Annotated in this window: 12 protein-coding genes and 1 pseudogene; 2 read left to right on the top strand and 11 right to left on the bottom strand. The window is 41.8% G+C overall.

Translation table 11 applies throughout. From position 1 onward, the window contains the following. Positions 1-61: 61 nt before the first annotated feature. From AC13CS_RS08505 to AC13CS_RS08475, 7 genes are all read right to left on the bottom strand, one after another. Positions 62-370, bottom strand: coding sequence for a hypothetical protein (locus tag AC13CS_RS08505; RefSeq protein ID WP_163625719.1), 309 nt, complete (start codon positions 368-370; stop codon positions 62-64). A 2-nt stretch (positions 371-372) separates the two neighbouring features. Next, entirely contained in the window at positions 373-1,347 is a 975-nt protein-coding gene (locus AC13CS_RS08500; RefSeq protein WP_293164335.1) for a deoxyhypusine synthase family protein, read from the bottom strand. 53 nt (positions 1,348-1,400) lie between these two features. Next, a complete protein-coding gene (speB, locus tag AC13CS_RS08495; protein ID WP_293164338.1) occupies positions 1,401-2,273 on the bottom strand; it encodes an agmatinase in 873 nt (290 codons plus the stop codon). A gap of 19 nt (positions 2,274-2,292) precedes the next feature. After that, on the bottom strand, positions 2,293-3,747 hold the full coding sequence (locus tag AC13CS_RS08490; RefSeq protein ID WP_293164341.1) for an arginine decarboxylase: 1,455 nt from the start codon (positions 3,745-3,747) through the stop codon (positions 2,293-2,295). 462 nt (positions 3,748-4,209) lie between these two features. Continuing rightward, positions 4,210-6,414 (bottom strand): molybdopterin cofactor-binding domain-containing protein, encoded by a 2,205-nt coding sequence (locus tag AC13CS_RS08485; protein WP_293164343.1) that lies wholly within the window; start codon positions 6,412-6,414, stop codon positions 4,210-4,212. Between the two features lie 17 nt (positions 6,415-6,431). Next, complete coding sequence (locus AC13CS_RS08480) at positions 6,432-6,887, bottom strand: (2Fe-2S)-binding protein (RefSeq protein WP_293164345.1); 456 nt, start codon at positions 6,885-6,887, stop codon at positions 6,432-6,434. Between the two features lie 181 nt (positions 6,888-7,068). Continuing rightward, positions 7,069-7,899, bottom strand: a complete 831-nt coding sequence (locus tag AC13CS_RS08475) for an endonuclease/exonuclease/phosphatase family protein (RefSeq protein WP_293164347.1) — start codon at positions 7,897-7,899, stop codon at positions 7,069-7,071. 358 nt (positions 7,900-8,257) lie between these two features. Here AC13CS_RS08475 and AC13CS_RS08470 point away from each other — a divergent pair, with 358 nt between their 5' ends. Continuing rightward, the gene (locus AC13CS_RS08470; protein WP_163625726.1) at positions 8,258-9,253 is read left to right on the top strand and encodes a transporter family protein; all 996 of its coding nucleotides are present in this window, start codon (positions 8,258-8,260) and stop codon (positions 9,251-9,253) included. Continuing rightward, on the top strand, positions 9,243-10,784 hold the full coding sequence (locus AC13CS_RS08465) for a vanadium-dependent haloperoxidase (protein WP_293164352.1): 1,542 nt from the start codon (positions 9,243-9,245) through the stop codon (positions 10,782-10,784). The genes AC13CS_RS08470 and AC13CS_RS08465 overlap by 11 nt, the downstream gene beginning before the upstream one ends. Here the strand turns inward: AC13CS_RS08465 and AC13CS_RS08460 are convergent, their stop codons facing one another. From AC13CS_RS08460 to AC13CS_RS08445, 4 genes and pseudogenes are all read right to left on the bottom strand, one after another. After that, entirely contained in the window at positions 10,785-11,396 is a 612-nt protein-coding gene (locus AC13CS_RS08460; protein ID WP_293164355.1) for an alpha-ketoglutarate-dependent dioxygenase AlkB, read from the bottom strand. Then, entirely contained in the window at positions 11,365-11,631 is a 267-nt protein-coding gene (locus AC13CS_RS08455) for an Ada metal-binding domain-containing protein (protein ID WP_293164358.1), read from the bottom strand. The genes AC13CS_RS08460 and AC13CS_RS08455 overlap by 32 nt, the downstream gene beginning before the upstream one ends. Before the next feature lies 1 nt (position 11,632). Further along, positions 11,633-12,346: a 2OG-Fe(II) oxygenase gene (locus AC13CS_RS08450; RefSeq protein WP_293164361.1), complete on the bottom strand. Its 714-nt coding sequence runs from the start codon at positions 12,344-12,346 to the stop codon at positions 11,633-11,635. Positions 12,347-12,383: 37 nt separating this feature from the next. Beyond that, positions 12,384-13,233: pseudogene (locus AC13CS_RS08445) on the bottom strand (bifunctional helix-turn-helix domain-containing protein/methylated-DNA--[protein]-cysteine S-methyltransferase). Positions 13,234-13,278: the final 45 nt, after the last annotated feature.

Below are 13,278 nucleotides of genomic sequence, written 5' to 3'. Positions count from 1 at the left end.
CTTAGGTTCAAAAAACCACTCGAAATGACCACTTTTTGGCAAAATGTGTTTCGAGTTAACATTATTCTTCTTCCGAAGCCTCAAGCTCATCGGTATCCAAATCTGAGTCTTCGCTATCATCGTTGTCCGAATCATCAAAATCCTCCATGGCCATCACCAAACGTTTGCTAACTTTTACCAAATAGGCGGTGTCTTCGGTACGGACCTCAACACACTCAACTACCTCATTATTGGCGTTCCGGTAGGTAACAATGTCATCATCATCGTATCCATCGGGAAATTTTTCCACAAGAAGATTGAGCATGTTTTTATCCAACTTTTTGTAGTCTACTATCACTCGTTTTAAAACTGGTATTTGTCCTTTTCTCATGGCTACATGTCTAATAGATAAGCAAAAATCAAAGGCGCCACAATGGTCGCATCCGATTCTACAATAAATTTGGGTGTGTCAATATCCAATTTGCCCCAAGTGATTTTCTCGTTGGGAACGGCTCCGGAGTATGACCCGTAACTTGTAGTGGAATCACTGATTTGGCAAAAATAGCTCCAAAATGGCGTTTCTGTCTGTTCCAAGTCTTGATAGAGCATCGGTACCACACAAATAGGGAAATCTCCTGCGATACCTCCACCAATTTGGAAGAACCCAATACCGTTTTCCGAGTTTTTCTGATACCAATCGGCCAAAAAAGTCATATACTCAATACCGGATTTTACGGTACTGGCCTTAAGTTCGCCTTTGATCACGTAGCTGGCAAAAATGTTACCCATGGTGCTATCTTCCCAACCGGGGACCACAATGGGCAAGTTTTTTTCTGCTGCCGCATACATCCAAGAATCCTTTATGTCTATTTCGTAGTACTGCTCCAAAACACCCGAAAGCAGGAGTTTGTACATAAACTCATGCGGAAAATAACGCTCTCCATTGGCCTCTGCCTCTTTCCAAATGTCGTAAATGTGTTTTTGCAGCCTTCTAAAGGCTTCTTCTTCGGGAATGCAGGTGTCAGTTACTCGGTTTAGACCTTTTTCCAAAAGGTCCCACTCTTCTTGTGGGGTCAAATCCCTGTAGTTGGGCACTCTTTTGTAGTGGGAGTGTGCTACCAGGTTCATTAAATCCTCTTCGAGATTGGCCCCTGTGCAAGATATAATATGAACTTTATCAGTACGGATCATTTCCGCAAATATTTTGCCCAATTCGGCCGTACTCATCGCCCCAGCCAAGGAAACCAACATTTTGGACCCCTTGTTCAATTGCTCTTCGTAGCCTTTGGCCGCATCCACCAAAGCGGCAGAGTTAAAGTGCAAAAAGTATTTTTGTATAAATTGTGATATTTCTCCTTTGTTACTCATTGTAATTACTATGTTTTTGGAATTTTCGAAGACTGTGTAGTTGCTTCAAATCTTTATTCCGTGAAATCGTTGTTTTCTGAAAATTTATAGCTCAACATTTTGTAGTAGAGCTTTGCTGCCAAGAAATCTGATGATTTATCGACATCATTTGGACACAATTCCACAATATCGAAACCAACAACATTCTTTTCATTAAAAACTCTTCGTAAAAATTCAAGGGTTTCGTACCACAAGAGTCCGCCTGGCTCCGGTGTTCCGGTTGATGGCAATATGGATGGGTCGAAAGCATCCAAATCAAAAGTGATGTACACATTGTCCGTCATTAAATCGAGGGCGGAATCCATCCAAAAATCATCGGAAACCATTTCGTGGGCAAAGAACACCTTGTCCCTGTCCATCACCAAGGTCTCGGCATGATCCATACTGCGAATACCTACTTGTACCAAATTTGTGGTCTCGTTGGCTTCATATAAGGCACAGGCATGATTGTATTTAGTGCCTCCATATTCTTTGCGCAAATCGGCATGTGCATCAATCTGAAGCACGGTAAAATCTTCAAAACATTCGTTGAAAGCTCTTATGGCCCCAATGGAAATGGAATGCTCCCCTCCTATCATGGTCACCAATTTGTTCCGGTTGATGTACTCTTTAACGGTTTTGTGTACCGCTGCTACCATGGTTTCGGGCGATGCAAAATCTTCTATGGCATCCGCCAAGTAAACCCCTTGTTTATAAACTTCGCTATCCGTTTCAATATCGTAAACCTCCATATTTTCCGAGGCTTCCAAAAAGGCTTCGGGACCTTTGTCCGCACCTTTTCCCCAAGTACTCGTACCATCATAAGGTACTGGCAACAATACTACTTTGGCTTTTTCGGCCGTGCCGTATTCTTTTGGAATACCGGCGTATGTTCTTTCTGTTTTCATTTTTTTTATAATTCCTTTTTCAATTTTTGCTTGGTACTGATAAATCATTGGCTTTCACCATAACATCAGTAGGTTTTGAGTTTCCGTATCCCAATATGGACAAAAACTCATCAGCTGTTTGTTGCTCTGCAAATACCGATGTTTTTATATTCCCCTCCTCATCTTTGTCAATGAGAATATGCTTAGGATGGGGAATCAAGCAATGTTGCAATCCGCCAAAACCTCCTATGGTTTCTTGGTAAGCACCTGTATTGAAAAATCCAATGTAAAGGGGTTTGTCCTTTCTATATTTGGGAAGATAAATGGCATTCATGTGTTGCTCCGAGTTATAATAATCATCGCTATCACAGGTAAGTCCTCCCAGAAGAATACGTTCATATTCATCGTTCCAACGGTTTATGGCCAGCATAATAAACCTTTTGCTAATGGCCCAAGAATCTGGCATGGTGGTTATAAAAGATGAGTTGATCATGTTCCACTTTTCACGATCGTTCTGTTGTTTTTGGTAGAGTACCTCGTAAATGTTTCCACCACTCTCCCCAACGGTGAAGCTTCCAAATTCGGTGAAAATATTTGGGGGCTCCACGCCTGCTTCTTCACATGCCTGGGCAATTTGATGGGTAATCTCGTCTACCATATATTCATAATCGTATTCAAAGGCCAAGGAGTTCTTGATTGGAAACCCGCCACCAATGTTCAGGCTATCCAATGTTGGACACACTTTTTTTAGGTTGATGTAGACCTTTAAGCACTTTAAAAGTTCGTTCCAGTAGTATGCCGTATCCCGTATTCCCGTATTGATGAAGAAATGAAGCATCTTCAACTCAACTTGTTTATTGGGTTTTATGGATTGATTGAAAAAAGGCACTATGTTTTTATAGCCGATACCCAATCTAGAGGTATAAAACTCAAACTTGGGCTCTTCTTCGGAGGCAATTCGGATTCCGATCTGGAATTTTCCATCAATTACTTCGCCCAACAAATTAATTTCCTCGTAATTATCAATTATCGGGATGCAGTTTCGATGGCCTCCATTAATCAACTTCGCAATGTTTTGGATGTATTGATCCCTTTTAAAACCATTACAGATCACATAGGTATCTTTTGTGATTTTGCCAGCACGCTTCAAATGCTCAACAATATTGATATCAAAAGCCGATGAAGTCTCAATATGAATGTCATTTTTAAGGGCTTCATTCAAAACATGCTCAAAATGTGAGCTTTTGGTACAATAACAATAATGGTATTTGCCTGGATAGTTATGATTTTTGATAGCTGTGTTGAACCATCCCTTCGCCCTTTGGATATTCTCGGATATTTTGGGCAAATAGGTAAATTTTAAAGGTGTTCCGTAGCGTTGCACCAAACCATAAAGGTCTATTCCGTGAAACTGTAATTTATTGTCTTCCAACTGAAATTCCTTTTGGGGAAAATCATAGGTCTGCTCGATTAAATCGATGTATTTCGTTTTCATTTAAATTTCGTAATTATATTATAAGATATTAATAAAATAGGAGGTCTGGAAATATATACTTCTCAGATACGAAATTCAAAAATGGTATATGGTACAAAGTAAGGGGTCCGTGAAAAATCACGGTCAATATGATATAGCTCTTCGAAAGTCAGCCCGTATATCCGGTGTCTTGATCTTAAGACGGCTTTTTGGGTAGACTTTCTTATCCCCAAAAGCCCGAACATGAAAAAAGTCTTCAAAGCTTATAGGCAATGCGTCCATATTCGGTGGACTCATTTATGGGGCAAACATAACTAAAAATCCAATACTGCAACTTTTTTTACAATTTTTTTTATTGGGTATATTTTTTTGAATATCAATGTTTTACATCAAAAAAAGGAAAATAAAAGTAATTGTAAACGAAAGCTGGCCAGTAAAAAACATCTACTGACCAGCTTCTCTCTATTATTTAAATCAATGTGATTAACCTACTAACGGCGGTTTGTCATTAATGAAAGGTTGTTTGTAGAAACGTCTTCCTTTTGCTTTGTACAATGCATTGGATAATGCGGCTATGGCAGGTGGTAAGGAAGGCTCTCCCAAACCAGTTGGGTCTATTCCATTGTCCACAAAGAATACTTCAATATTTTTTGGTGCTTCGGAATTGCGCATGAGACGATAGGTATCAAAATTTGATTGCTCTGGTTTACCCTCCTCGAAAGTCAACGCACTGTACATTGAGTGGCCAATACCATCTACTATCCCACCTTCAATCTGGTTTTTTGCAGCCAATGGATTAATTACGATACCGCAATCCACGGCACAGGTCACTTTACTAACTCTTGGTATATCGCCGCCGCCATTTTCCAATTCCAATACTTGGGCTACATAGGAATTATGACAATAATATGCTGCTACACCTCGGGATTCGCCTGTTTCGGTGTCCCAATTGGATTTTTCCTTGACAAGTTTCAGCACTCCCGCATAACGTTCTGGGTCATAATCATTTTTCTCTGGGTCGCCCACAGGATTGTTTATGGCTCTATCGAAAAGCTCCAAACGAAATTCCAATGGGTCTTTGCCTGCTGCTTCTGCCACCTCATCCATAAAGGCTTGTTCGGCCCCTGCAATAAAGTTGGAACGTGGTGCTCTCCATGCTCCAGTGGTCACATTGGTTTCCAAGCTGTGCTTTTCAGCCAAATAGTTGTCCACGGCTCCTGCAGGAAAACGGTTTTCAAAGATAAGGTCATCGTTGGTACCTGCTCCGCGCACATGCCAAGCAATCAGGTTTCCGTTCTCGTCCAAGCCCGCTTTATATTTTACTTTGTAAGAGGGTCGGTAGGTACCTTGGGTCATATCATCCTCCCTAGAGTACACCAATTTCACCGGAGCATTCATTTTTTGGGAAATCGTGGCTGCCTCCACTGCAAAAGTTCCATATAAGCGACGGCCAAAACCTCCGCCCATACGGGTCATCATTACATCAATCTTTTCTGCTGGCATACCTAATCTGGATACCAATGTCTGTTCTAAAAATTCAGGAGTCTGTATTGGACCCAACAATTCTGCCTTTTCTGGGGTAACGTGCGCAAAAAAGTTCATGGGCTCCATGGTATTATGGGCCAAATAGGGTGCTGAATAGGTACTTTCAACAATTTTTGCCGCTTTTTTGAAAGCTGCCTCCACATCTCCATCCTTTCTTGCTGGTTCTTCTTGGGGTTTTTCCAAAAGTGATGCAAGCGCTTCTTCATGGTAAGAGGTACTTTCCAATTTAGATACCTCTTCCCACTCTACATTCAATGCTTTCTTGGCCTGCATACATTCCCATGTACTGTTGCCTACAATGGCGACCAGTTCTGGGATAGCACCTCCATCCGACCATTGTTTTTCTACATCTTCGGGATATGCCTCAAAGTGAAAAACATCTTTTATTCCGGGCATGGACTTTACCGATTCTGCATTCATGCTCTTGAATTTCATACCAAAAGCAGGCGGGTGCACGATCATGGCGGTAAGCATCCCGTCTTTATACACATCCAATCCAAAAAGTGGTTTACCGGTAACTATCTTTTTACCATCCACATTTTTCTTATCCGTACCTATAATAGAGAAGTTACCATTGTCTTTTAACTGTACCTCTTCGGGCACTTCAATACCGGTTGCAGCGGACGCCATATCTCCATAGCCTGCGGAATTTCCGCTTGCTTCGTGGGTCAGCACACCATCTTTCGTGGTAATTTCATCTGCCGAAACGCCCCAAGCCTGTGCGGCTGCTTCTTTCAACATGTGTTTTGCAGTGGCTCCTGCCATTCGTAAACTTTCCCATCCTTGTCTGATGGACTGACTACCACCGGCCAATTGCCGTGTGAAAATATCTGTGTTCAGTGGTGCTTGTTCCACTAATACATTTTTCCAAGCCACGTCTAGCTCTTCGGCTACAATCATGGGCATGGATGTTTTAACGTTTTGACCGATTTCAGGGTTGGGCGACATGATAGTCACCATACCATTATCCCCTACTTTGAGAAAACCGTTGAGTTCGAACCACTCATCGGGCAGGCTATTTACCTGCTCAGGTGTCATTTTACAAGAAGCCAACCAGCTAAACCCAATAACAAGTCCACCACTGGCCAATCCTGTATTCCTAATGAAGGCACGTCGTCCTATTTTTGTCTTTACAAGTGTCATGATCCTAGTTTTATGGGTTATGATTTGGCCGCTAGTTTCACGGCTTTTTTGATTCTTGTGTATGTTCCACAACGGCAGATATTGCCGTTCATGGCCATTTCAATTTCTTCGTCTGTAGGATTTGGATTTTTCTCCAGAAGTGCGGAAGCTGTCATAATTTGACCTGCTTGACAGTACCCGCATTGGGGCACATCAACTTCCAACCAAGCTTTTTGAACTGGGTGATCACCCTCTTTGGATAATCCTTCAATAGTTGTTATTTCTTGGTTACCCACCGATGATACGGTTAGCATACAAGCTCTTGTTGCCGTACCATCTAAATGAATGGTGCAGGCGCCGCATTGCGCTATTCCGCATCCGTATTTTGTTCCAACCAAGTTTAAGTGGTCTCTTAAAACCCAGAGTACCGGTGTAGACGGGTCCACATCGACCTCCTGTTTTGTTCCGTTGATGTTAAGTGTAAATTTCGCCATGATGTTGATTAATTCCTTTGAAGTTAATTATTTCTTGCAACAAATCGAACCGTAAACTCAAACATCTGTTAAAAATTAACATTGTTTTTAGGTTTTTTGAGATTACTTAAAATCAGTATAAATAAGGAGCGGTGATTCTTATTCTGAATAAGAAAAACAATTCCCGATATATTGACCGAACTCAGTATTTCAATCGGGCAAAAACTGGAAGGTGGTCTGATGGGTAGCGTGCATCCTTGGAGTCACTGAGAATAGCACTTTTTAACACCTCGAGTTCATCAGAAACGAAAATATAATCTATTCTGCGTTTTACGGGCTTGTTGAACTCAAACCCATTAAAGGTTCCTTCTGGACCAAAGGCATTCGCACCAGCAGCAATGTGGGTATCCGCCATTTCCGTCAATATAACTTGCACACCTGGACTATTGCTTTCCAAGTTGAAATCTCCAGTAACCACTACTGGGTAGCCTTCGGTATTCAACTCCTTGATTTTTTCAAGGATGAGCTTGGAACTTTCCTCGCGTGCCTTTACCCCGACATGATCAAAATGCGTATTGAACACCATAAATTTGACACCATCACTTTTGTTTTTAAAAATTCCGTAAGTGCAAGTTCGGGGCAAAGCAGCATCCCATCCTTTTGATGGTTTTTCAGGGGTAAGGGATAGCCAAAACGTGGATTCTTCCAAGAGCTCAACCCGTTCCGCATTGTAGAAAACGGCCGTGTGTTCCCCTCTCTCATCACCATAATCGCGGCCTACTCCGAAATAGGCATAGTCCTCCAAACCTTCATCAATTTCTTTGACCTGATGAATCAACCCTTCTTGTATACCGAATACATCTGGATTGTAAAAATTGAGCTGTGAAATAAGAAACTCCTTTCTGTTATCCCAATTGTTGGGGGCATCATCTGGATTATCGTATCTAATATTATAAGAAATGACGTCGATTGTCTGTGCCTGACTATTTAGAACTGTTCCGATAGCAAAAAGAACAAAGAAAATGTTTTTCATGAGTTTGTGTACTTGTTTTGATTACATCCAAAGTAATGCAAACTATCCATTTTTTAGGTTTAAAAGGTTATCAAATCTTTATCTTCCATGATTTCCATTATACGGTAATGTCATGGAAAGTGCATTCTTATTTGACTTTTATTAAGCCTTACACCTAACATTGGTCATTCATTTTACTTTTCTATAATCCAATTTAACCTTTTCACAATCCTTTTACCTTTTCCATAATAATTATTGGGAACTCCTTAATCCCTCTGCTTTATAGCACCTATTATTTTAGCCACCTAAATTTTCAGAATCAATACATCAATTAAAAACCAACAGTTAACCAATTCAATAAACCTTCCAATTCCAATTTATGAAATTAAACAAACGCCTTTGCTTTTACGCTTTTAAAAAGGATAGGGTTTTAGCACTTTATGGGTTCTTGGCACTTCTTTTTTTAGCCACCCCATTAGATGCACAAACACCTTCCGATGCCCTTATGATGCCCTCCAAGAACATTTGCGTTCTTTTTTCTTATGATATGGGCACTTTTGACCGATACTGGGAGGGCTCATACCTAAGATCCAATGAAACCATAGCCACTGTAGACCGAAACACCGTACTTCCTATGGCGGCCATTGGTATTCTTGACGACCTTAATTTCTATGTAAGCCTGCCTTATGTAAAAACCGAATCTTCAGAACCCAACGGGGGAAAGTTCGCTGGGGCAAGAGGTTTTCAGGACATTGGCTTCGCCCTAAAATACCGGGCCATACATAGTGATGTAGGAACCGGAAAACTTACTGCCCTTGCAACAGCGGGATTTTCGACCCCTTTCACCAACTATCTTTCAGATTATAGGCCATATAGCATTGGTGCTGGAGCACCGGAATTTTCTTTGCGTGCCATCGGTCAGTATGAGTTGAGCAGCCAATTCTACTTTAGGGCATCCGTTGCACATCTTTGGCGGGGCTATACCGAGGCCGAACGGGACTATTACTACAACAATGGCAGCTATTACACCGCTTGGATGGACGTACCCAACGCATGGACCTACGAGGCCATTCTTGGCAAATGGCTTTTCGACACCTCTTTAAAACTGGAATTAAGTTATACCGATCTTACCTCGACCAGTGGGGACGACATACGAGCTTACAATGCGGCACAGCCCACCAACAAAATTGAGTTTGATAGAATAGGCTTCTCCGCACAGTACTTTTTTAAATCCATCAAAGGTTTAGGAGTGGTTGCCTACCATAACCGGGTAGTCAACGGAAGAAACGTTCCTAAATTCAGTAATACAGGATTTGGACTGACTTATCAATTCAATGTAATCAAGAAACAAACTGAAACTACCGATGAACAATAAAATATACATACTTTTTATAGCCTTTGGCCTTATACTTTTGGCTTCTTGCGAGAAAGACACACCTCAGTACATCCCTTACGAGGGCTATGCATATTCCGAACTCGATGAAGATGGCGGAAATTGGGTCCCGGTCCTTGAAGAATCCGGTGCATCCATTGAGATACCGGCTCCAGAGGCTACTGATTCACAAGCCTATCAAAATGAATTAAACGAGGTAAAAGAAGCTATGTCCAACATAACTTCCGACCAAAAAAGGGCCATTAGGTATTGGACCAATAATCCAGCAGTAAGATGGAACGAAATCGCATTGGAACTCATTGCCAAGTACAACATAATACCTGGCCCCAATGCAGATGGCACCTATACTTTGCCCAACCCTGCCAATCCAGAAGGTCCACCAGCATTCCCATTTGCACACCCGCCTTATGCATGTAGGGCATTGGCGTATATGTCCGTGGCCCAGTTTGATGGACTCATTTCCGCCTGGCACCATAAATACCAATACAATAGAGCCGCTCCTGTTGCTGTAGATGAAAATATCGAATACGCTTATGAAGAAAACGACATTCCTTCGTACCCTTCAGATGGAGCAGTTATTGCCAGGGCATCCAAAAATATCCTAACAGCCATGTTTCCTCTTGAAGCCGAATACCTCCAGCAAATGGAAGACGAGCATCTGGAAAGCCTTATGCTTTCGGGAGGAAATGTAGCAAGTGACATTAATGCGGGAACAGTTATTGGCGATGCAGTTTCGGAAACGGCATTAACACGAGCCTCCAACGATGGCATGAAGAACGCACAGACACCAAAAGCCGTATCGGATTCCATTAAACAGGCCGCTTACGATAGATTTGGATGGGCTTGGGACAATTTAGAGATTCCAGAACGTCCCGTAGGCTTGACCCCGCTTTTTAGCCAAGTGACCATGTGGAGCATTGACGATGTGGAAAGTGTACGCCCGATAGCCCCTCCTGGTCTGAACTCCCAAGAATTATTGGACGATGTGGAACTGTTGAAGGATTATGCCAAAAATATGACAGAGGAACACCGTAGAATTGCCAATTTTTGGCAAGATGGGTTAGGAACATATACCCCCCCAGGACATTGGAACCATATCGCCAATGAATTGATCGTGGAGAAAAAATTGAACCCATTGCAAACAACACGGACTTTGGCCTACATGAACATGGCCATTATGGATTCCGGTATCAGTTGCTGGGACGCCAAATATTACTATCATTACCCAAGACCTATACAGTTGATCGAAGGATTTGAAACCATTGCAGGAACGCCTAATTTTCCGAGTTATACCTCTGGGCATAGTGTTTTCTCTGCAGCAGCATCCGAAGTTTTGGCCTATATTTTCCCTGAAGAAGCCGAACAAATGAGGGCTTGGGCAGAAGAAGCTGCAATTTCAAGGGTTTATGGGGGTATCCACTGGAGTTTTGACGCCACGGTGGGCACAGACCAAGGACGAGAAGTTGCTCAATACACGATTGACAGGGCAAAGGCAGATGGGGCAGACCAATAACTAAACACTAACTATTGTTCTAAACGTAAGGTTGATTCTCGGTGTCCTCACCAACTTTGTTGGTGGTAAGCGGTGCAGCCAATGTGATTGGGTACTCCCTTTCATTACCAAAAGGCTTCCGTGATCGAGGGTCAACCCTACTTTTTCTTTGGACTCTTTATGCTTAAAAACAAACTTTCGTTCCGCTCCAAAGCTCAGGGAAGCAATGGCTCCATTTTTCTTCAAATCTTTCTCGGCATCACTGTGCCATGCCATACCTTCTTCCCCCGAGTGATATAAATTCAACAAACAAGAATTGTAGGTCTCTTTGGTTCGTTTTTCAATCAATGCTTTTAATTCCAAGAGTTCTGGAGTCCAAGGCAATGCTTTTTTGGTGTGATTGGAATAGGTATATTCAAAAGGTTCATCACCGTACCATGCCACTTTTCGCTTGGTTTCTATCCGTTTGCCATAAATCAAGGCAACATCCTTCTTCCAGGCAATGGTATCAAAAAGTTGTTGAAAATAGTGATTGGCTTCTTCATGCTTCATGATTGGACCATAATAATTGACCACACCATCTTTTGGCAGCCAATTCTTCTCAGGGTTTATTTGATTGGTGAACAAATCCATCTTTCCATACTTTATATGTTACTCTCATACAATGTCCGCAGGGCCTGAATCCCAATTTTCGGGCTTCGCTTTCAGTATTGAAGAAAACTCTGTTCTCCTTTTTCATTCGTTTGCCCGAAGCACACTTAAAGGTACCATAAATTTTCAACCTTTTATGCCCTGCCAATATGATCTCGCCCTTTCGAATCAAGTTTCTTACTTCTTTTTCATTGAGGTTGGCGTGGTGGTAAATCATCTTAACTGATGGCATCATGAAAAATAATCCCCAACGTATATCTTTCGCCATGATGCAATTCACTCACCCCATGTTTCATATTGACCCGATAATACCCCTTCTTTCCTTTTACAGGCCTAAAATTGGTGGTGAACAATAGCATATCACCCTTTTGGGGCCTCAACACTATAGCCTTTGATTGGGCCCTGGGCGTCTGCTGGGTCATTACAAACTCTCCTCCTTCATAATCTATATTGGGGTCACTCAAAAAAAGTACTGCTTGGATAGGAAAATAGACTTCCCCGTACAAATCTTGGTGTAGGGTATTGAAACCTCCCTTACCGTATTTTAAAATAAGGGGAGTGGGTTTTAACTGGTTTTGTTCCTTGCATTGTGCAATTAATTCCTGATGGGTTTCCGGGAAAGTTTTTTCAATTTTCAGAGCTTTCATCCAAAGATTAGCAATGGGCACAAGATGTGGATATAATTCACTTCTATAGTCTTGGATTATCTTGGGCAGTGGGTAATCAAAATATTTATACGCTCCCAGACCAAAACGATAACGCTCCATAATCACCGTCTTTCTATATCTTTCTTTTTGATCGTATAATTCCTTTAGGGCATTGCACATGTTTGGTTCCAAAAAACCGGGAACCAAGGCATATCCTTTACTATGGAGATTTTCTTCGACTTCGTCCCATTTCACCTTGAAACCTTGGGATGTTATATTATTCATGTTGATTGTTCGATTATTGATTGATGTTTGCATTTTTTTATTCGGTTGAGGCCATTTGGGCAGCTTCCCATCCTAATAATGGCACTTTTTCTTGTGTTGCCCCACATATACCCCCCTATTTTGCCGGATGATTGGATGACCCTGTGACATGGAATCAAAAAGGCGACGGGGTTTTTACCTATTGCTGACCCTACCGCTCTGGAAGCTTTGGGTCTTTCGATTTTTTGGGCAATGGATCCATATACAGATAAACTACCACTTGGAATCTTGAGCAGGGTTTCCCAGACCTTTAATTGAAATGGCGTACCGTTCAAGTGCAACTTAATCTGTTCTTGTTTGCTCCAATCGTTTTGGAAAATGGACAACCCATCCTGTTGGTGCTTATCCAAAAACTGGCGATATGTGGCATTGGGAAAACGCAACTTTAGGTCATCAAATGCTTTTTGCCCATCATCGATAAAAGACATGTGGCAGATACCTTTTGAGGTAGAGGCAACAATCAGTTTACCAAAAGGGCTTTCTGCAAAACTATAATTGATTTCCAAGCTTTCTCCCCCATTTTTGTATTCTCCCGGTGTCATCCCCTCAATGCTTACAAAAAGGTCATGAAGCCTTCCGGTGCCCGAAAAACCAGTTTCCATAGCGGCTTCCAGTAATGTAACCTGTCTTTCTTTTAATAGTTTTTTTGCATACTCAACGCTGATGTACTGCATAAACTTTTTGGGACTCACTCCTGCCCATTCCGTGAACAAGCGTTGAAAATGATAAGGGCTTAAATGAATGGATGCTGCAATCTCGTTCAAAGAAGGCTGCTCCTGAAAATTACTTCGTATAAATTCAATGGCCTTTGCCACTCTATTGTAATTGAATTCTGCTTGCGTACTCATGGTTTAGCTTATTTGAAACAAAAGTACACGGTACATGAGGGCGAT

Source organism: Flagellimonas sp. B-3 (genome assembly GCF_056857835.1).
The sequence above is the reverse complement of the archived record's forward strand: the minus strand, read 5'-3'. Positions and strand labels throughout refer to the sequence as shown.

Excerpts from the sequence above, each read along its gene's own strand:
- AC13CS_RS08505 (WP_163625719.1), bottom strand. The coding sequence starts at position 370 with ATGAGAAAAGGACAAATACCAGTTTTAAAACGAGTGATAGTAGACTAC.
- AC13CS_RS08500 (WP_293164335.1), bottom strand. The coding sequence starts at position 1,347 with ATGAGTAACAAAGGAGAAATATCACAATTTATACAAAAATACTTTTTG.
- speB (WP_293164338.1), bottom strand. The coding sequence starts at position 2,273 with ATGAAAACAGAAAGAACATACGCCGGTATTCCAAAAGAATACGGCACG.
- AC13CS_RS08490 (WP_293164341.1), bottom strand. The coding sequence starts at position 3,747 with ATGAAAACGAAATACATCGATTTAATCGAGCAGACCTATGATTTTCCC.
- AC13CS_RS08485 (WP_293164343.1), bottom strand. The coding sequence starts at position 6,414 with ATGACACTTGTAAAGACAAAAATAGGACGACGTGCCTTCATTAGGAAT.
- AC13CS_RS08480 (WP_293164345.1), bottom strand. The coding sequence starts at position 6,887 with ATGGCGAAATTTACACTTAACATCAACGGAACAAAACAGGAGGTCGAT.
- AC13CS_RS08475 (WP_293164347.1), bottom strand. The coding sequence starts at position 7,899 with ATGAAAAACATTTTCTTTGTTCTTTTTGCTATCGGAACAGTTCTAAAT.
- AC13CS_RS08470 (WP_163625726.1), top strand. The coding sequence starts at position 8,258 with ATGAAATTAAACAAACGCCTTTGCTTTTACGCTTTTAAAAAGGATAGG.
- AC13CS_RS08465 (WP_293164352.1), top strand. The coding sequence starts at position 9,243 with ATGAACAATAAAATATACATACTTTTTATAGCCTTTGGCCTTATACTT.
- AC13CS_RS08460 (WP_293164355.1), bottom strand. The coding sequence starts at position 11,396 with ATGGATTTGTTCACCAATCAAATAAACCCTGAGAAGAATTGGCTGCCA.
- AC13CS_RS08455 (WP_293164358.1), bottom strand. The coding sequence starts at position 11,631 with ATGATTTACCACCACGCCAACCTCAATGAAAAAGAAGTAAGAAACTTG.
- AC13CS_RS08450 (WP_293164361.1), bottom strand. The coding sequence starts at position 12,346 with ATGAATAATATAACATCCCAAGGTTTCAAGGTGAAATGGGACGAAGTC.